Annotated in this window: 17 protein-coding genes; 8 read left to right on the top strand and 9 right to left on the bottom strand. The window is 70.2% G+C overall.

Annotation, left to right across the window (positions count from 1 at the left end; genetic code table 11):
* Window positions 1-77: 77 nt before the first annotated feature.
* The 3 genes from RYJ27_RS02990 to RYJ27_RS02980 all read right to left on the bottom strand — a co-directional run bounded on the left by RYJ27_RS02990 (window position 78) and on the right by RYJ27_RS02980 (window position 4658).
* Window positions 78-2516 carry an FdhF/YdeP family oxidoreductase gene (locus RYJ27_RS02990; protein ID WP_330171276.1) on the bottom strand — a complete coding sequence of 813 codons (2439 nt, stop codon included), beginning with the start codon at window positions 2514-2516 and terminating at the stop codon, window positions 78-80.
* A gap of 91 nt (window positions 2517-2607) precedes the next feature.
* Window positions 2608-3276: a phosphatase PAP2 family protein gene (locus RYJ27_RS02985; RefSeq protein WP_330171275.1), complete on the bottom strand. Its 669-nt coding sequence runs from the start codon at window positions 3274-3276 to the stop codon at window positions 2608-2610.
* A 35-nt stretch (window positions 3277-3311) separates the two neighbouring features.
* Complete coding sequence (locus RYJ27_RS02980) at window positions 3312-4658, bottom strand: multidrug effflux MFS transporter (RefSeq protein ID WP_330171274.1); 1347 nt, start codon at window positions 4656-4658, stop codon at window positions 3312-3314.
* 159 nt (window positions 4659-4817) lie between these two features.
* Here RYJ27_RS02980 and RYJ27_RS02975 point away from each other — a divergent pair, with 159 nt between their 5' ends.
* Window positions 4818-5516, top strand: a complete 699-nt coding sequence (locus RYJ27_RS02975) for a DUF3105 domain-containing protein (protein ID WP_330171273.1) — start codon at window positions 4818-4820, stop codon at window positions 5514-5516.
* 1 nt (window position 5517) lies between these two features.
* Window positions 5518-6204 carry a DUF305 domain-containing protein gene (locus RYJ27_RS02970; protein ID WP_330171272.1) on the top strand — a complete coding sequence of 229 codons (687 nt, stop codon included), beginning with the start codon at window positions 5518-5520 and terminating at the stop codon, window positions 6202-6204.
* Between the two features lie 69 nt (window positions 6205-6273).
* Here RYJ27_RS02970 and RYJ27_RS02965 read toward each other — a convergent pair whose 3' ends face one another.
* From RYJ27_RS02965 to RYJ27_RS02955, 3 genes are all read right to left on the bottom strand, one after another.
* The gene (locus RYJ27_RS02965; RefSeq protein ID WP_330171271.1) at window positions 6274-7245 is read right to left on the bottom strand and encodes a carbohydrate ABC transporter permease; all 972 of its coding nucleotides are present in this window, start codon (window positions 7243-7245) and stop codon (window positions 6274-6276) included.
* A complete protein-coding gene (locus RYJ27_RS02960) occupies window positions 7245-8378 on the bottom strand; it encodes a carbohydrate ABC transporter permease (protein WP_330171270.1) in 1134 nt (377 codons plus the stop codon). The genes RYJ27_RS02965 and RYJ27_RS02960 overlap by 1 nt, the downstream gene beginning before the upstream one ends.
* A gap of 115 nt (window positions 8379-8493) precedes the next feature.
* Window positions 8494-9822 carry an ABC transporter substrate-binding protein gene (locus RYJ27_RS02955; RefSeq protein WP_396663601.1) on the bottom strand — a complete coding sequence of 443 codons (1329 nt, stop codon included), beginning with the start codon at window positions 9820-9822 and terminating at the stop codon, window positions 8494-8496.
* A gap of 268 nt (window positions 9823-10090) precedes the next feature.
* On the opposite strand from RYJ27_RS02955, the gene RYJ27_RS02950 reads away from it, so the two are divergent.
* Window positions 10091-11113, top strand: coding sequence for a LacI family DNA-binding transcriptional regulator (locus RYJ27_RS02950; RefSeq protein WP_330171269.1), 1023 nt, complete (start codon window positions 10091-10093; stop codon window positions 11111-11113).
* A 61-nt stretch (window positions 11114-11174) separates the two neighbouring features.
* Here the strand turns inward: RYJ27_RS02950 and rplL are convergent, their stop codons facing one another.
* Together rplL and rplJ are read right to left on the bottom strand one after the other, a co-directional pair.
* Window positions 11175-11567, bottom strand: coding sequence for a 50S ribosomal protein L7/L12 (rplL, locus tag RYJ27_RS02945; protein ID WP_330171268.1), 393 nt, complete (start codon window positions 11565-11567; stop codon window positions 11175-11177).
* Window positions 11568-11609: 42 nt separating this feature from the next.
* The gene (gene rplJ, locus RYJ27_RS02940) at window positions 11610-12125 is read right to left on the bottom strand and encodes a 50S ribosomal protein L10 (RefSeq protein WP_330171267.1); all 516 of its coding nucleotides are present in this window, start codon (window positions 12123-12125) and stop codon (window positions 11610-11612) included.
* 327 nt (window positions 12126-12452) lie between these two features.
* Between rplJ and RYJ27_RS02935 the strand changes: the two genes are divergently transcribed.
* The 4 genes from RYJ27_RS02935 to RYJ27_RS02920 all read left to right on the top strand — a co-directional run bounded on the left by RYJ27_RS02935 (window position 12453) and on the right by RYJ27_RS02920 (window position 16565).
* Window positions 12453-13097: a YqaJ viral recombinase family protein gene (locus RYJ27_RS02935; protein ID WP_330171266.1), complete on the top strand. Its 645-nt coding sequence runs from the start codon at window positions 12453-12455 to the stop codon at window positions 13095-13097.
* 172 nt (window positions 13098-13269) lie between these two features.
* Complete coding sequence (locus RYJ27_RS02930; RefSeq protein ID WP_330171265.1) at window positions 13270-14961, top strand: MDR family MFS transporter; 1692 nt, start codon at window positions 13270-13272, stop codon at window positions 14959-14961.
* 11 nt (window positions 14962-14972) lie between these two features.
* Entirely contained in the window at window positions 14973-15437 is a 465-nt protein-coding gene (locus RYJ27_RS02925; protein WP_330171264.1) for a MarR family winged helix-turn-helix transcriptional regulator, read from the top strand.
* Window positions 15438-15542: 105 nt separating this feature from the next.
* Window positions 15543-16565: an NADP-dependent oxidoreductase gene (locus RYJ27_RS02920; protein WP_422732860.1), complete on the top strand. Its 1023-nt coding sequence runs from the start codon at window positions 15543-15545 to the stop codon at window positions 16563-16565.
* Here RYJ27_RS02920 and RYJ27_RS02915 read toward each other — a convergent pair.
* Window positions 16552-17451, bottom strand: a complete 900-nt coding sequence (locus RYJ27_RS02915) for a LysR family transcriptional regulator ArgP (RefSeq protein WP_330171263.1) — start codon at window positions 17449-17451, stop codon at window positions 16552-16554. The two genes, RYJ27_RS02920 and RYJ27_RS02915, sit on opposite strands and share 14 nt — an antisense overlap.
* 69 nt (window positions 17452-17520) lie before the next feature.
* On the opposite strand from RYJ27_RS02915, the gene RYJ27_RS02910 reads away from it, so the two are divergent.
* Window positions 17521-18180 carry a LysE/ArgO family amino acid transporter gene (locus RYJ27_RS02910; RefSeq protein WP_422732859.1) on the top strand — a complete coding sequence of 220 codons (660 nt, stop codon included), beginning with the start codon at window positions 17521-17523 and terminating at the stop codon, window positions 18178-18180.
* The last annotated feature ends 162 nt before the right edge of the window (window positions 18181-18342 follow it).

Genomic DNA, 18342 nt, shown 5'->3' with positions numbered 1-18342 from the left:
CGTACGCGCCGACCCCGACCCCGACAAGCCGCTTGACACGGTCCATCGGGGCACGCGGGACGGTCCCCGCGGAGGGATCAGGATGCCGCGGGGCGCTCCAGGCGCACGATCACCGACTTCGAGGTGGGGGTCCCCGAGACGTCGGCGGTCGAATCCAGCGGCACGAGCACGTTCGTCTCCGGGTAGTACGCCGCGGCGTTGCCCCGAGGCGTTCGGTACTCCACGATGCGGAACGCTTCCGCGCGCCGCTCCTCGAGCGATCCGTCGGTGCGCGGCCATTCGGAGACGAGGTCGACGATGTCGCCGTCCGCGAAGCCCAGCGCGGCGATGTCCTCCGCGTTCACGAGCACCACCCGGCGTCCGTCGTGGATGCCGCGATAGCGGTCGTCCTTGCCGTAGATCGTGGTGTTGTACTGATCGTGCGAGCGCAGGGTCTGCAGCAGCAGGCGGCCCTCCGGGATGCGCGGGTACTCGAGCGGGTTGGCCGTGAAATGCGCCCGCCCCGAAGCCGTGGCGAACCGCCGCCCGTCACGGGGACCGTTCGGGAGGAAGAACGTGCGCCCCTTCGCGATGCGCTTCTCGTAGTCGTCGAAGCCCGGGATGACGCGCTCGATGTGCGCGCGGACGAGCGAGTAGTCGCCCTCCAGGGCCGCCCAGTCGGCCCGCGGGACGTTCGCCGCGGCTTCCACGCCGGCGGGATCCGGGCCGCTCGCCTCCTCGGCGGCCGTGCGCTCCACCTGATCGCGGTCGACGTCGCCGTCGTGGGCGGGCGCCGCGTTCCGCGGGCTCACCCCCGTGGCCGCGTCGGCGAACACGAGCGCGCAGAGTCGGGCGATGATCGCGACCTCGCTGAGCATGTCGGAGGACGGCGGCTCGAGCCGCCCGCGCGACGCGTGCACCGCGCCCATCGAGTCCTCGACGGTCACGCGCTGCTCGCCCCCCGCCCGTGCGTCCCGATCCGTGCGTCCGAGGGTCGGCAGGATGATCGCACGCCGACCGGTGACCACATGCGAGCGGTTGAGCTTGGTCGACACGTGCACGGTCAGATCGCACCGCGACATCCCGTCCTCGACGACCCGCGTGTCGGGCGTCGCGCTGACGAAGTTGCCGCCCATGCCGAGGAAGACGCGCACCTTGCCGTCGCGCATCGCGCGGATGGCCTCGACGGTGTCGTAGCCGTGCTCACGGGGCGCGGTGAACGAGAACTCCCGGTCGAGCGCCTCGAGGAACGCCTCGGAAGGCTTCTCGTAGATGCCCATCGTGCGGTCGCCCTGCACGTTGGAGTGGCCCCGCACGGGGCAGACACCGGCCCCCGCCCGGCCGATGTTTCCCTGCAGGAGAAGGACGTTCACGACGTCCCGCAGCGTCGGCACGGAGTGCTTGTGCTGCGTGAGCCCCATCGCCCAGCAGACGATCGTGGCCTTCGAGGTGCGCACCGTCTCCGCGACGTGGCGCAGCGATGCCTCGGATACGCCCGTGGCGGTCTCGAGCTCGCTCCACGCGACGCGGCTCATCTCGTCGACGTACTCGTCGAAGCCCACCGTGTGGGCGTCGATGAAGGCGCGGTCGAGCACGCCGCCCTCGCGCTCCTCCACCTCGAGGAGGTGCTTGCCGATCGCCTGGAAGAGCGCTTGATCGCCGCCGAGGCGGATCTGCACGAACTGATCCGCGAGCTTGGTCCCGCCGAGGATGACGCCCTTGGGCGTCTGCGGGTTCTCGAACCGCAGCAGCCCCGCCTCGGGCAGTGGGTTGATCGCGACGATCGTCGCGCCGCGCGCCTTCGCCTTCTCGAGCGCGCTCAGCATGCGGGGGTGGTTCGTTCCCGGGTTCTGCCCGGCGACGATGAGCAGATCGGCCTCGTGGATGTCTTCGATCGACACCGTCCCCTTGCCGATCCCGATGGTCTCGGTGAGGGCCGAACCGCTCGACTCGTGACACATGTTGGAGCAGTCGGGGAGGTTGTTCGTGCCGAGGCCCCGCACGAGCAGCTGGTAGAGGAACGCCGCCTCGTTCGAGGTGCGACCCGAGGTGTAGAAGACGGCCTCGTCGGGGTCGTCGAGGCCGCGCAGGCTCGCCGCGATCTCGCCGAGCGCGTCGTCCCACGAGATGGGGCGGTAGTGCGTCGCGCCCTCGTCGAGGATCATCGGCTGGGTGAGCCGGCCCTGCTGCCCGAGCCACCAGTCGTCGTGGCCGCGCAGATCCTCCATGGAGTGCGTCGCGAAGAAATCGGGCCCCACCCGGCGCACCGTCGCCTCCTCGGCGACGGCCTTCGCGCCGTTCTCGCAGAACTCCGCGATGTGGCGCTTGTCCTCCTCCGGCCAGGCGCACCCGGGGCAGTCGAACCCGTCCTTCTGGTTCACCTGCATGAGCGTGCGGATGCTGCGGGTGACGCCCATCTGCTCGTTCGCGATCTGCAGGGCGTGCAGCACCGCGGGCACGCCGACGGCGACCTTCTTGGGTCGCGTGACGTGGAGACGGGACTCGTCGATGTCTGTGGTGGGGGGCTTCGTCGCCATGCGGCCATGGTACGCCTCGAGAGGCGGATTACCTATGCCGATAGGGACCGAGCCAGGGCCCTCTCAGCGCCCGACCGTGAACCCGGGGCGCTCAGGACGCCACCTCCGCGACGGGACGCGATCCCGCCCGTCGACGGAACTCGCTGTCGAGCAGCCGCGCGAAGAGCACCGCGACCAGCAACGCCGATCCCGCCCCGAGCAGGGCCCCACCGAGAGTGTCGCTGAGCCAGTGCGCGCCGAGGTATGTGCGGGAGAACGCCATCAGCGTCGTCCATGCCGCTCCGGCGATGGCCACCCAGACACCCGGGAAGACGACGAAGAGCGCGACCGCGATCGTCGCGGCGTTGGCGACGTGACCGGAGGGGAACGATCCGAAGTCGGACACGACGATGATCTCCTCGGGCCGCGCACGCCCGAAGAGGTGCTTGCACACCTGCACGAGACCCGCCGACACCGCGGATGCCACGAGGAAGTACGCCGCCGCCCACGGGCGTCGCAGCACGAGCAGGACGGCGACCACCGCCAGCGGCAGGGCGAGGATGCCGAACCAGCCGCCGCCGAGGAAGTTCATGGCGTAGGAGAACGAGAGCAGGATCTCCGTGCGACCGGCCGCGAGCCACGCGGACCACGCCGCGTCCACCGCGAAGGGATCGTTGCCCCGCCCGATGCTGATCCACGCGCCGAGCGCGATTCCGAGCACGGCCAGCGCGGCGCCGACGATGAGCCAGGTGCGTATACGGGCGGGGTGTGGGGCATCCATCGCGCCATTGTGCCAGCGCGGACGCCCGCCGCCGGTCACGGCGTGAGCGCCTGGACGCTGCGCGGCCGCACGACGAACCAGAGGGCGAGGATACCGATCACGGCGCAGCCCGCCATCACGGCTGCCATCGTCGTGCCGGTGATCGCCGAATCGGCCGACAACCATCCCACGACGGGCGAGACCAGGCCCGCGACGCCGAAGTTGACGGCGCCCAGGAGCGAGGCGGCCGTTCCCGCCGCCTTGCCGTGGCGGTCGAGAGCGAGCACCTGCGCGCACGGGAACGTGAAACCGCACGTCACCATGAAGACGAACAGCGGAATCAGGATGCCCCAGAGGCCGAAACCGAGCTGGTCGAAGACGATGATCGCCACGGCCGACACGAAGAGCATCGCGGTGGAATACGCGAGCACCCACTGGGGACCGAACCGGGCCGCCAGCCGCGATGCGACCTGCACCCCGATCACCAGCCCGATCGAGTTGACGGCGAAGAGGAGGCCGTACTGCTGCGCGTCGAAGCCGAAGCTCTCTTGGAAGAGGAACGACGAGGCCGACAAGTAGGAGAACAGACCGCTGAAGGTCATGCCGCCGATCACGAGCACGCCGAGGAAGACCCGGTCGGTCAGGACGCTGCCGTACCGCTGCCACACCGTCGTCGTCCCTCGCTCGGACCGGCGCTCGCGCGGCAGCGTCTCGGGTATGAAGATGAGCGCAGCCACGAGCATGACGGCGCCGTAGATCGCGAGCACCACGAACAGGCCGCGCCACGGCATGACCAGCAGAAGTCCCGAGCCGATGAGAGGCGCGACGACGGGCGCGACCCCGGAGACGAGCGCAAGACGCGAGAGCATGACGACGAGGCGCCGGCCCCCGAAGAGGTCGCGCACGATCGCCATCGCCACGACGCCGCCCGCCGCCGCGCCCGCGCCCATCAGCACGCGAGTGATGCCGAGCGTCTCGAGCGTCGGGGCGAGCGCCGCGGCGACGCTCGAGACGACGTGCAGCGCGGTGACCGCGAGGAGGGGGATGCGGCGCCCCACCTTGTCGCTCAGCGGCCCGACCAGCAGCTGGCCGAGCCCGAAGCCGAGCATCGTGCCGGTCAGCGTCAGCTGGATCGCTGCCGCGGTGGTGTCGAAGTCCGTCTCCAGGACGGGGAACGCGGGCAGGTAGAGGTCGATCGTGAAGGGGCCCAGGGCGGTCAGGGCGCCGAGCAGGATGACGTACAGGAGCCGGCGGCCCGCGGAGATGCTGTCGCCCGGGTGGAGCATGATCGGCGCGGTGGCGGGATTGGACCCGAGGGTCCGGATCGCATCCGTGCGGGGTCGCCGGTCGGCCTCGGCCGCCTGACCGGGACGGACGACGGGGACGTTGGCGGTATCGAGCACGCAGGTTCTCCTGATCCCAAAGTCGGATCGAATCGATTCGATCCCCAGTCTAGCGCGCTCGCAGCGGCCGTCCAGGCTGGGCACGAGGCGCGCACATAGACTTTGCGGGATGGCGCACGGCGCCACACTTTCGACCCGTCGAGCCGAGAGCACCGCAGCATGTCCCCCAAGAAGCCCAGCGGCAACCCCGCCAAGCAGGCCGAGCAGGCCCTGACCGTCAAGCAGCAGCGTGAGGCCAAGCGGGCCGAGAAGCTCGCCGAATACCAGCGGCAGGTCGCCAAGCGGCGCCGCACCGGCATCATGTGGTGGGTCGTCGGAGGCGTCGCCGCGCTCGCCGTCGTGGGCGTGGTCGTCGCCTCGATCGTCTTCCAGCCGGCGCCGCGGCCGACCTACGAGGCGGGAGCCGGCTCCGGGACGCAGATCGAGGGAGTCGAGACGTTCTCGCACGACACCTCCCACGTGGAGGGAACCGTCGACTACGAGCAGACGCCGCCCGCCGGCGGCCCGCACAACCAGTACTGGCTGAACTGCGGCGAGTACTCCCAGCCGCAGCAGAACGAGTATGCGGTGCACTCCCTCGAGCACGGCGCGATCTGGGTGACGTACGACCCCGAGCTCGTGCAGGGCGAGGACCTCGACACGCTGCGCTCCTACATGCCCTCCAGCTACTACATCCTCTCGCCGTACGAGGGGATGGACTCCCCCGTGACCCTCAGCGGGTGGAACTCGCAGCTGAAGGTCGACTCGGTCGACGACGAGCGCATCCCCCAGTTCTTCGAGGAGTACTGGCGCAGCGACCAGGCGCCCGAGCCGAACGCGGTCTGCACCGGCGCGATCGACGGCGAGGGCCGGGTCTGAGGTGACGGCCGACCCCGCCGCCCGGCCGACCCGCAGCGGCCCGCCGCGGTGGCTGCTGGCGACGCTCGCCGTTCTCGCCGTCGCCGCCCTGGCGTTCGCGGCGGGCCGATTCACGACCTTCGGCGCCCTCGACCAGGCCGCCTCCCCCACCACGACGTCGCCGGAGGCCGGCTTCGCGCGCGACATGCAGCTGCACCACGCTCAGGCGGTGCACATGGCGATGACGCTGTACCGGGAGACGGAGGACCCGCAGCTGCGGGCGCTGGCGTACGACATCGCCACGGCGCAGTCGGCGCAGCAGGGCGAGATGTATTCCTGGCTCGTCTCGTGGGGCCTCCCGCAGGCGGGGGGTCCGACGATGGCGTGGATGACGGATGCCTCGGGCCACGGCCACGGCGCGCCCGCCGGGGAGACGCTGAGGGGAGAGGACCTGCTCGTGCAGATGGGCATGGCGACCGACGCGCAGCTCTCCGCATTCGAGGCAGCGTCGGGGCCGGCCGCCGACTGCATGTTCCTGGACCTCATGACGACGCACCACGAGGGCGCGATCGACATGGTCGACGCGGTGCTGGAGCTCGGCTCCGAGCCCCGCGTCCGCCACGTCGCACAGGGCATGAAGGACACGCAGCGCTTCGAGATCGACGCGATGGCCGCGGCATCCGAGCGCCTGGGGTGCAGCGCCGACTGATGCGGCACCCTCCGCGTCCGGCGGACTGCGAGCCACCCCCCTGCATCGAGCCGCCGGACGCGGAAGGTGTCACCCCTTCGTCGAGCCCGCGAGCAGCCCCCGCACGAAGTATCTCTGGAGCGCCAGGAAGACGATGAGCGGCACCAGGATCGCGATGAACGCGCCCGCCGTGAGCAGGTACCAGTCCTGACCGCGGTTGCCCGTCATCTCGGCGAGGAGCTTCGTGATGGGCGCGACGTTGCCGTCGGCGAAGATCAACGCCACGAGCAGGTCGTTCCACACCCACAGGAACTGGAAGATGCCGATCGACGCGAGCGCCGGAACGGTGAGCGGCAGCACGATCCGGAAGTAGATCTGCCCGTGCCCCGCACCGTCGACGCGGGCCGCCTCGATCACGTCGGCCGGGACCTCCGACGTGAAGTTGTGCAGCAGATAGATCGCCAACGGAAGCGCGAAGATCGTGTGCGCGATCCACACCTGCGAGTAGCCCGACGCACCGATCGCCTGGATCACCGGCACCCCGAAGATGGTTCCCTGCGAGAACAGCTGCAGCAGGGGGATCAGCGCCATCTGGATCGGCACGATCTGCAGGGCGAACACGAAGAGGAAGAGGATGTTCTTGCCCTTGAAGTCCATCCACGCGAACGCGTACGCCGCGAGCGAGGCGATGACGATCGGGACGACGGTGGCGGGGAGCGTGATCGCGAACGAGTTCACGAAGGCGCCCGCCATGTCCAGCTGGCTGTTGCCCGACTGCAGCGCGGTCGCGTAGTTGTCGAGCGTGAAGCCCCAGTTCTCGAAGATCGTCCACCAGCCGGTGGTCTGGATCAACTCACGAGGACGGAACGAGGAGACGAAGACGCCGAACGTCGGCAGCGTCCACAGGACGGCGATGACGAGCGCGGCGAGCGTCGCCCAGCGCGAGGTGAGGCGCTTCTTGGTGCGACCGAGCGCCTCCCGCTCGGCCTTCTTCTCGCCCCGGGCGAGCTCTCTGCGGGAGTCTTTGTCCAGGGGCAGCTCGACGGGCTGTACTGCGCTCATCAGCGCACCTCCCTCTGCTTGGAGAGCTGTCTTGCGTTGTAGATGATGATCGGCATCACGAGGACGAACAGGATCACGGCGAAGGCCGCGGACCGGCCGGTCTCGAAGCTGCGGAACTGCGTGTACATCTCGTTCGCGATGACCGAGGTGTTGTTCGCTCCGGCGGTCATCGTGCGGACGATGTCGAAGACCTTCAGCGAGGCGATGGAGATCGTGGTCAGGACGACGATGAGGGAGGGCCGGATGGCGGGGACGACGACGTTGATGAAACGCTGCCACCCGTTGGTGCCGTCGAGCTCGGCGGCCTCCAGCTGTTCCGTGGGCACGCCCTTGATCGCCGCCGACAGCACGACCATCGCGAAACCGGTCTGCACCCAGATGAGCACGACGATGAGGAACAGCGTGTTCCACGGCTCCGCGGCGAGGAAGTTGATCGGCTCGCCCCCCAGCCACACGATCACCTGGTTCAGGAAGCCGATCTGGTTCTGATCGCTGGGACGGGCCGTGTACATGAAGCGCCAGATGATCGACGCCCCCACGAATGAAATCGCCATCGGGAGGAAGACGAGGATCTTGTAGTACTTCTCACCGCGCGTCTTGTCGATGAAGTACGCGTACGCCAGGCCCGCGATGGTCGACACGACCGGCGCGATGAGCACCCACACGATGGTGTTGATGATCGTGCGGATGCCGCTCGGGGTCGAGAAGACCCAGGCGAAGTTGTCGAATCCGACGAAGGCGGTGCCGCGCGAGTTCATGAACGCCTGGAAGACCGTCTGGATGGACGGGATCACGAGCCCGATGACGAGCAGGACGAGCGCGGGGCTCAGGAAGCCGACGAGCTGGAACATGTACCCCGCACCCTCCTTCGCCCGGAGATCGAGCCAGAAGAAGAGGAGACCGATCACCCCCGCGGCGAGGATCGCCCACGCGTAGGACTGCAGCGCCCACAGCACGACGAGGGGGATGAGGACGCAGGCGGCGAGGCGGATGACCGTGTAGATGCGCCCCTTGCGAGGGGCGATCTCGATGAAGAAGAGCAGCAGCGCGATCACGATCAGGAAGGCACCGATGATGATCGGGATCTCGAGCCACGGCGAGATCGTGCTCAGCCACTGGAGGAAGGCGGTCACGAGGGTCCTTTCGAGTGCTTCGTCGAACTCGGGGCGGCGCAGAGGTGCTCGGCCTGCCCCCAGGGTAGGGAGTGGGGCCGCCCCGGGAAAGGGGCGGCCCCACGAGCCGCGCGGGTCAGCTGGAAGGCCAGCCCGCCTCGATCTGCTCGAGCACCGTGGCTGTGGGCGTGCCGCCCACCCAGTCGCGCATGCCCGCCCAGAACGTTCCCGAGCCGACGGCGCCGGGCATCAGGTCGGACGCGTCGAAGCGGAACGTCGTCTCGGGATCCTGAAGGATCGCGATGGCCGCCGAGAGGATCTCGCTCGAGGCGTTCTCGGGGTCGAGTCCGTTGTTGGCCGAGATGACGCCGCCGAGGCTCACACGGCTGTTCGCCCACTCGGGGCTGGACAGGTACTCCTGCACCATCTGGACGGCCTCGCGGTCGTCGAACGCACCGACGATCTCGCCACCGCCGGTGACCACAGCACCCTCGGCACCCTCCTCGAAGGGCGGGGTCAGGAAGGCCCAGATGTCGCCGTCCTCGGCCACGGTGCCCCCGGCATCCGTGATGAAGCCGTCGTAGAACGAGGCCTGGTGGTGCAGGAGGCAGTCGCCCGACACCAGCGCCGAGGCCGGGTCGCCGAAGGGCGTCGTGCCGATCGACTGGACGTCGCCGAACCCGGCGTTGACGTAGTTCGGGTCGAGCAGGATCTTACCGACCTCGTCGAACGCCGATGCGATCTGCGGGTCGGTGAACGGAACCTCGTTCGCGACCCACTGGTCGTAGACGTCCGTGCCGGACTGGCGCAGGACGACGTCCTCGATCCAGTCGGTGCCGGGCCAGCCGGTCGCCGCGTCCGAGCCGAAGCCGGCGCACCACGGCGGCGCCCCCGTGCTCTGCTGGATCTGCGCGGTGAGATCGAGCAGCCCCTGCCAGGTCGTCGGCACCTCCCAGCCGTTCTCGGCGAAGGTCGACGGCGAGTACCAGATCCATCCCTTGACGCTCGCCATCAGCGGCGCTCCGTACAGGGTGCCGTCCACCGTGCCGTACGCCGCCCAGTCCTCCGACCAGTACTCCGCGACGTTGTCGGCCACCGCCTCGGGCGCGGGAACGAGATAGCCGCGGTCTGCCATGTCGGCGAGGAGGCCCGGCTGGGGGAAGATCGCGAGGTCGGGCGGGGTGCCGCCCTGCGCGCGGACCGCGATCTGGGCCTCGAACTCCTGGGAGGCCTCGTACTCGATGTCGATTCCGTTCTCCTCCTCCCACTCCGCCCACGATTCGTTGAGCAGCTCGGCCTCGGTGTCGACGATCGTGCCGTAGATCGTCACGACGTTGTCGCCTCCCCCGCCGTCACCGCCGCCGTCGGACGCGCCAGGTCCGCCGGTGCACCCGGCGAGGACGAGTCCGCCCACCGCGAGTGCCGACGCCGAAACGAGGATCCTGCCCCGTCGCATGTTTGCCATCTGGTCCTCCTCATCGAGTACGCGTGTTGTTCGCGCTGTGGATCACCTTGCCGCAGGACACGGTTAGGGAATCGATTCCATGCTCACCGTAGATGAGCGCTCTGGCCCGCCACAACGACGGCAGATCACAACTTCATAACCTCGTGGAACCGCACGAAATCACGCGTGCTAACGTCACCTTCGATCGTCAAGAGGGCACAAAGAGGTGCCACGATCGGATGGAAACGTTTCCATACCCAACCAGTCGGAGTCGGCCAAAGGAGGCGCGATGAGCGGGATCGCCGACGTCGCCCGCGCCGCCGGGGTGTCGAAGTCGACCGCCAGCCGGGCGCTCACGGGCCGCGGCTACGTGTCGGAGCACACCCGCTCGCGCGTGCGGGACGCCGCCGAGCGGCTCGGATACGTCGCATCGACCAACGCCGCGAGCCTCGTCACGGGCCGCACGCACAACATCGCGCTCATCGTTCCCCGCGTCAATCGCTGGTACTTCGGCTCGGTCATCGAGGGCGTGGAGCGATCGCTGATCAGCGCCGGATTCGACCTGACCCTCTTCGTCGCAGAACCCGATTCCCGCGACCGCGAGAGCCTCTACGCCCATTTCCTCGCGCGCAAGCGGTTCGACGGCGTCCTGGCCGTCGCCCTCGAGCCGGACGACGACGACATCGAGCGCCTGCGGGACTACGGCAAGCCCTTCCTGCACATCGGCAACGAGCTGCCGGGAATCACGACGCTCGGGGTCGACAACTTCGTGATCGGGCGGATGATGACCGAGCATCTGCTCACCCTCGGCCACACCGACATCGCCTTCCTCGGGCGGACGCCGCCGTCGGAGCCCTCGGCGCGCGACGTCGACGACCGCTCGGCGGGGTATCTGGCCGCCATGACGGAGGCGGGGCTCGCGGGGAGCGCGAGGCTGGAGCCCGCGACGCTGACGCTTCCCGACGGTTACGCCGCCGCAGCATCTCTGCTGGCCGACCGCACGAGCCGGCCCAGCGGCATCGTCGCCGCCTGCGACGAGATCGGCATCGGGACGATTATCGCGGCCCGCCGGCTCGGCATCGCGGTGCCCGCTCAGCTCAGCGTCGTGGCGGTGGACGGTCACGACTACGCCGACATGTTCACGCTCACCACCATCGAGCAGGATCCGGCCGCGCAGGGCGAGGAGGCCGTGCGACTGCTCCTCGAGCAGATCGCCGGCGCCGACGCGCGGCCCGTGCGCCATTCGGCCCCGGCCAGGCTCGTCGTGCGCGCGTCGACCGCTCCGCCCGCGCACACGCTTGCGGCGGTGTGATGCACCGACGACGAAGGCCCCGAGCGGATGCCCGGGGCCTTCGTCGTCGCGTAGAACCTGATTACTTCAGGGTGACCGTCGCGCCGGCCTCCTCGAGGGAAGCCTTGGCCTTCTCGGCGGCCTCCTTGGTCGCGCCCTCGAGCACGGCCTTGGGGGCGCCGTCGACGACGGCCTTGGCCTCGCCGAGGCCGAGCGAGGTGAGCTCGCGGACGACCTTGATCACCTGGATCTTCTTGTCGCCGGCGGCCTCGAGGATGACGTCGAACGAGTCCTTCTCCTCGGCGGCCTCCTCGGCGCCACCCGCGCCACCGGCGGCGGGACCGGCGGCCACGGCGACGGGAGCGGCAGCGGTGACCTCGAAGGTCTCCTCGAACTTCTTCACGAACTCGGACAGCTCGATGAGCGTGAGCTCCTTGAACGCGTCGAGCAGCTCCTCAGTGCTGAGCTTTGCCATGATGTGTCTCCTTGATATGGGGTTTGTTCACGCCGCGCGCCCTCAGGCCGCGGACTCCTGCTTCTCACGCAGCGCGTCGACCGTGCGAACGGCCTTCGACAGCGGAGCGTTGAAGAGATAGGCAGCGCCGAACAGCGAGGCCTTCATCGCACCGGCGAGCTTCGCCAGCAGGACTTCACGGCTCTCGAGGTCGGCGAGCTTGTTGACCTCATCCGCGGTCAGGGCGGCACCGTCGAAGTAGCCGCCCTTGATCACGAGGTGAGGGTGTGCCTTGGCGAAGGTGCGCAGGCCCTTGGCCACGGTGACGGGGTCACCGTGGACGAAGGCGATGGCGGACGGGCCCTTCAGCTCGTCATCCAGCTCCGAGATCCCGGCCTTGTTCGCCGCGATCTTGGTCAGCGTGTTCTTCACCACGGCGTACTCCGCGTCCTGACGAATGCTGTTGCGGAGCTCCTTGAGCTCGGCAACCGTCAGGCCGCGGTACTCGGTCAGCAGTACGGCGGTCGAGTCCTCGAAGTTCTTCGAGAGCTCGGCGACCGATGCATCCTTCTGCGCCATGGCCACTCCTTGTGTGTACGAGGCGCCCCACGATGGCGGGGCACCGGCCGAGGCCCCCTCACGCACAAAAAAAGCTCCGAGCGCAAGCGCACGGAGCTTCGATCCTGAATCGGATGTCGTTCGTGTCACCTGCGCGGGCCCCTGCTGTGCAGTGCTTCGATCGGTGCGGACTCTCGTCTGCACCGACGACCGGCGGTCTTCGGCTCCAGGTACTCTACCCGCCGCCGGCCTCGCCGCCAAATCCCGCCACGATCGCCCCCGCCGGCACGCGCCGCGCCCCGCGTGCCGGGCCGACGTCGCAGCGCGGGCGGGGTTAGGGTCGAGGGCGTGACCCCCGAACTCGCCGCACGGATCGTGGCCGACAGCCGCGACCGGGTCGCGTGGGTACGGGCGCGGTCGCGGGGCATCACGGCCACCGACGTGGCGACGCTCACGAGCGAGAACGCGATCCGCAAGGCCGCCGACGCGAAGCTCCTGGGCTCCCGGTTCTCGGGCAACGCGTACACGGACCACGGGCGCCGCCGCGAGCCCGAGATCGCATCGTGGGTGGCGGCGACCCACGGCATCCGCCCGTCGAGCGCGCTCTTCCACGCGGTGATCGAGCCGAGGCACCTCGCGACCCCCGACGGGGTGGCCGTGACGGCCGGCGGCCGCATCCTGCTCGCGGAGATCAAGACGACCAACAAGGCGTGGCGCTCGATCCCCCGCTCCTACCTCCGCCAGGTGTGGTGGCAGCAGCACGTGCTCGGCGCGGAGCGCACCCTCGTCGCATGGGAGCAGCACATCGACTTCGTGCCGGTCGGCGACGAGCCCCGGTGCGCGTGGGTCGACCGCGACGAGCGGGAGATCGACCGACTGGTGCACCTGGCCTCCTCGCTCATCAACGAGCTGCATCGGCGGACGACGGGGGCACGGATGCCGCAGCCGGCGCCCGCCCGGGAGGCCTTCCGCGCGCTCGCCCTCGCCGACTGAGCGTCGCAGCCGCATCGCGGCGCCCGTGTGGCCACGGCGCGCAGCGGCCTCCGTTCGGCGCGCCATCGCGCGGAGAAACTTGTTGACCCACGTCAAACATCCACATATAGTTGACGTAGATCAACCATCGCGCCGACGTCGTCGCGCCCCGCACACGTGAAGAAGGGCCCGCATGACCACGACCTCCGGCACCACCGCCACCGACGCCTCCGCCGCGCCCCTTCCGCGACGCGGCGTGCTCCCCTCCCTGTCGGGTCTGCTGCTGGGCATGTTCGTCTCGATGCTCGCCGCGACCGTCGTCTCGACGTCGCTGCCCGTCATCATCCACGACCTCGGAGGCGATCAGGCCGCCTTCACCTGGGTCGTCACGGCGACCCTGCTCACGACGGCGATCTCGACACCCGTCTGGGGCAAGCTCGCCGACCTCGTCGATCGGAAGCTGCTCATCCAGCTCGCGCTCGTGATCTTCGTCCTCGCGACGGCCGCCGCCGGGTTCGCGCAGGACACGGGAACGCTCATCGCGTTCCGCGCCGTCCAGGGCCTGGGCGCCGGCGGTCTCGCCGCGCTCAGCCAGGTGATCATGGCCGACATCCTGAGCCCGCGCGAGCGCGGCCGGTACATGGGCCTGTTCGGCGCGGTCATGGCGGTGGCCACCGTCGGAGGCCCGCTTCTGGGCGGTCTCATCACCGACAGCATCGGCTGGCGGTGGAACTTCTACGTCGCGATACCGTTCGCGATCGCCGCCCTCGTCATCCTCCAGCGCACGCTGCACCTGCCGCGCCGCCGGCGCGACCGGGTCTCGATCGACTACGTCGGCATCGTGCTGCTCGCGGCATCCGTGTCCCTCCTGCTCGTGTGGATCACGGGCGCCGGCGTCTCCTACCCCTGGTGGGGCGTCGAGACCGCGCTCATGGTGGGCGGAGCGCTGCTCGGGGCGGTGCTGTTCGTGCTCGTCGAGCTCCGCAGCCGCGAGCCGCTCATCCCGCTCTCGCTCTTCCGCGACCGCACCTTCACCCTCTCCGTCGTGGCCTCCATCGCGACGGGCGTGGCGATGTTCGGCACCTCGGTCTTCCTCAGCCAGTACATGCAGATGTCCCGCGGCGCGAGCCCCGCCGAGGCGGGCCTGATGACCCTCCCGATGATCGGCGGCCTGCTCGTCGCCTCGATCGTCGTCGGCCAGCTGATCACGCGGTACGGCCACTGGAAGCCCTACCTCGTCGCCGGGTCGGTGCTGCTCATCGCCGGGTCGTCGCTGCTGTCCACCCTGCGCTACGACACGCCCTTCGTGCTCGTGTCCGTCTACATGTTCCTTCTCGGCGCGGGGGTCGGCATGACCATGCAGAACCTCGTTCTCATCGTGCAGAACACCGCGCGCCCCCAGGACATGGGCGCCGCCAGCTCCGGCGTGACCTTCTTCCGCAGCCTCGGCGGCACGATCGGCGTGTCGGCGATGGGCGCGGCGCTCGCGGCGAGCGTGAGCGACCTCTTCGCCTCGAGCCAGGCGCGGCTCGGCGCGGCGATCGCGGGCCTCGGGGAGCGGGGCGCGGACGTCGCGGCGCAGCTGACGTCGGGAACCCTGCCGGCGGTGAACACGCTTCCCGCCTCGGTGCGCGTCATCGTCGAGGACATCTACGCCCAGGGCATCTCCCACTCGTTCCTGATCGCCGTGCCGCTGGCGATCATCAGCCTCATCGCGGTGATGTTCCTCCCCAACAGGTCCCTCCACCGCGCGACCACCCAGGAACGACTGGCCGCGTCCGAGGCGGGGCTTGCGACCGAGGCGGCCGGCGAGGCCGTAGCGGGCTCGGCGGCGGGCATCGCCGCGACGGATGCCGAGGCATCCGCTCGCCGCCCGCGCCGGTAGTGTCGTGGGTCATGGACGGAATCGGCTCGCCGGACGAACGGACCGACGCGGTGCGCGCTCTCGAATCCGAGTTCGGCGAGCTGATCGCCCGATTCCGGAAGGTCATCCACGCCAGCGCGCAGCGCCTGAGCCCCGGGATGCTGCCGGTCGCATACAAGACGTTCACCACGATCGTGCGCCACGGACCTCTCACCCCGTCCGCCCTCGCCGAGGCCCTGACGGCCGACAAGGGGCAGGTCAGTCGCACGGTGCGGGAACTCGAGAGCCTCGGCCTCGTCGAGCGCCGCCCCGATCCCGGCGACGGCCGCTCGAGCCTGATCTCCGCCACGCCGGAGGGCATCGCCCGCCTCGAGGACGCCCGCTCCCGCGACGGCGGAGGGCTCGCGGCGACGCTCGCGGACTGGCACGTCGACGACATCCGCACCCTCGCCCGCCTGCTCCACGCGCTGACATCCGGCGAGGCTCCGGGACGTTGACGGTGCGGTAGCACCGGCGTAACACCGCGGAGACAATGATGGGCTTTACTGGTGCCACATCAGCAACGTGCGGCACGCGCGACGTCGCGCAGTAAGGGGGAGGCGATGGGTTCCCACCCGCCGCAGGGCGTGGCCACGATCGAGCCGGGTTCACCGCCCGTTCCGGAGACGATGCGGGCCGCGATCTTCGATCAGCCGGGCGATGCCTCGGTTCTGCGTCCGGGGCGGGTCGCCACCCCCTTCCCCGTCATCAGCGAGCTGCTCATCCGCGTCGTGGCGGCGGGCGTGAATCCGATCGACGTCAAGACGCGCGCGGGCCGGGGCGTCGCCGCAGCGCTCGGCGCCGGCCCGACCGTGCCCGGCTTCGACTTCAGCGGCGTCGTCGTCAAGGCGCCGTACGAGACCCACCCGCTCCAGCCGGGCACCGCCGTGTTCGGCATGGCCGCGTTCCCCCGCACGCCGGGCACGTACGCGGAGTATGTCGTGGCATCCTCGCTCTCGGTCGCGAAGATGCCGAGCGCCCTCTCCCACGTCGAGGCGGCGGGGGTGCCCCTGGCGGCCCTCACCGCCTGGGGCCTGGTGGTGGAGACGGCACACGCCCACGAGGGCCAGCGCATCCTCATCCACGCCGGCAGCGGCGGGGTGGGGCACTTCGCGGTGCAGTTCGCCGCGTACTTCGGCGCGCACGTCACCACCACCGCCTCCGGGCGCAACGCCGCCTGGCAGCGCGAGCTCGGCGCGGCGGTCGTCATCGACTACACGACGACCCGCTTCGAAGACGTCGTCGGCGACGTCGATGTCGTCATCGACCTGGTCGGCGACGCGGCGGGCCGCGTCGGATCGCGGTCGCTGAGCGTCCTGCGACCGGGAGGACTCATCATCAACGTCCCCACCGGAAGCTGGCCCACCTTCGCGGAAGACGCCGCGGCCGCGAGCGTGCGGGCGAGCACGTACAAGGTGATTCCCGACGGCGGCGCGCTCGCCACCATCGGGCGCCTGCTCTCCTCCGGCGCCGTCGCGGTCTACATCGACGAGGTCTTCGACCTGGATGATGCCGCCGCCGCCCACCGGGCGCTGGAGGCGGGGCACACCCGCGGGAAGATCGTGCTCCGCGTCAGCGACGACTGATCGGGGCGAGGGCCGAACGCGCCGCCCGGGAGACCTCGTCCGCCACCGCCGCCAGCAGCGTCGAATGCAGGTTCCACTGCTGCCAGTACAGGGGCACGCGGATGCCGGGGCCCCCGAGCGGCAGCAGCGCTCCGGCCGCGACGGCGTCGCGCGCCTGATCGTCCGGCAGCATCCCCCACCCGATTCCCGAGCGCACCGCCGTCGCGAAATCCGCCGACGCCGGGATGAAGTGTCGCGGCGGGGAGGCGGCGGACGCGCCCCGCTCCCGGATCCAGCGCGTCTGCAGGTCGTCCCGGCGGTCGAAGTCGACGACGGGCGCGTCCGCGAGCGCCTCGACGGTCGCGCCGGAGGGGAACCAGCGCCGGACGAACGCGGGCGTCGCGTAGGCCTCGTAGACCATCGCCCCCAGTGCGGAGACCGAACAGCCCGCCACCGGCGCGCTCTGGGCGGTGACGGCGGCCACCGCCGTGCCGTCGGAGAGAAGCCGTGCGGTGAAGTCCTGGTCGTCGCGGTGCACCTCGAACACGACGGGCAGACGCTCGGCGAGCCGCGCGAGCGGATCCAGGAACCACGTGGCGAGCGAGTCCGCGTTCACCGCCACCGACAGGCGCACCCGGCCGAGCCGGTCCTCGACGCCGAGCTCCGTGAGCGCCTCCTGCTCGAGCAACGCCTGCTGCCGGGCCAGCCGGACGATCGTCGCCCCCGCCTCGGTGGGTCGCGGCGGCTTCGCGCGCACGAGCAGGACGGCACCCAGGGCATCCTCCAGCGCCCGTATCCGCTGGCTCACGGCGGACGGGGTGACGTGCAGCCGGCGCGCGGCGGACTCGAAGGATCCCTCGTCCACGACGGCGAGCACCGTGGCAGCGAGATCCGGCGCAATCTTCATGAAGCCACGCTAATGCACATGAAGTAACCTGAGCTTCACTGAAGTGGGCGATCGCCGTATCGTCGCATCGTGATCACCTCGGCGCTCGCAGGTCTCGGCCTGGGCCTCTCCCTCATCATCGCGATCGGCGCGCAGAACCTCTTCGTGCTGCGGCAGGGCCTGCGCCGGCAGCACACCCTCGCGGTGGCGCTCGTGTGCATGTCCAGCGATGCCGCGCTGATCATCGCGGGCGTCGCCGGCATCGGTCTCGTCCTCACCCAGCTGCCGTGGCTGATCACGGCCGTGCGGTGGGCGGGAGCGCTCTTCCTCGTGGGCTACGGCATCCTCGCGGCACGACGCGCCTGGCGCGGCGAGGACGCCGGCGTGGCCGAGGTGGAGCGCTCCTATCGGCCCACGGCGCGGGCGGGCGCGCCCGCAACAACGACGCGGACGGCGCCGCAGACGCGCAGGGCGGTGATCCTCTCGTGCCTGGCGCTGACCTGGCTGAACCCCCACGTCTATCTCGACACCGTGTTCCTGCTGGGGTCGATCGCGAACACCCACGGCGACGACCGGTGGTGGTTCGCTGTCGGGGCCGTGGCCGGCAGCGTGCTGTGGTTCACCGCTCTCGCCTACGGCGCCCGCCTGCTGGCGCCGCTCCTGCGCTCGCCCGCAGCGTGGCGTGCGCTCGACGCCGTCATCGCCGTCGTCATGGTGGCCCTGGGCGTCAGCCTCGTCTGGCCCGCCTGACGCTCGCGGCGCCCCTGACCCCTGCTCCCCTGTCACGAACCGCTCGCGGCGTCCCGCTCCCCTGTCACGAACCGCTCGCGGCGCCCCGCGGCCCGAGCGGTTCGTGACAGGGGACGGGGGGGTTGCGCGAGCCGCCCGCACGCAGGAAGGCCCCCGCCGGAG

The sequence above is a fragment of the Microbacterium limosum genome (assembly GCF_036324365.1).
Classification (GTDB): Bacteria; Actinomycetota; Actinomycetes; order Actinomycetales; family Microbacteriaceae; genus Microbacterium; species Microbacterium limosum.
The sequence above is the reverse complement of the archived record's forward strand: the minus strand, read 5'-3'. Positions and strand labels throughout refer to the sequence as shown.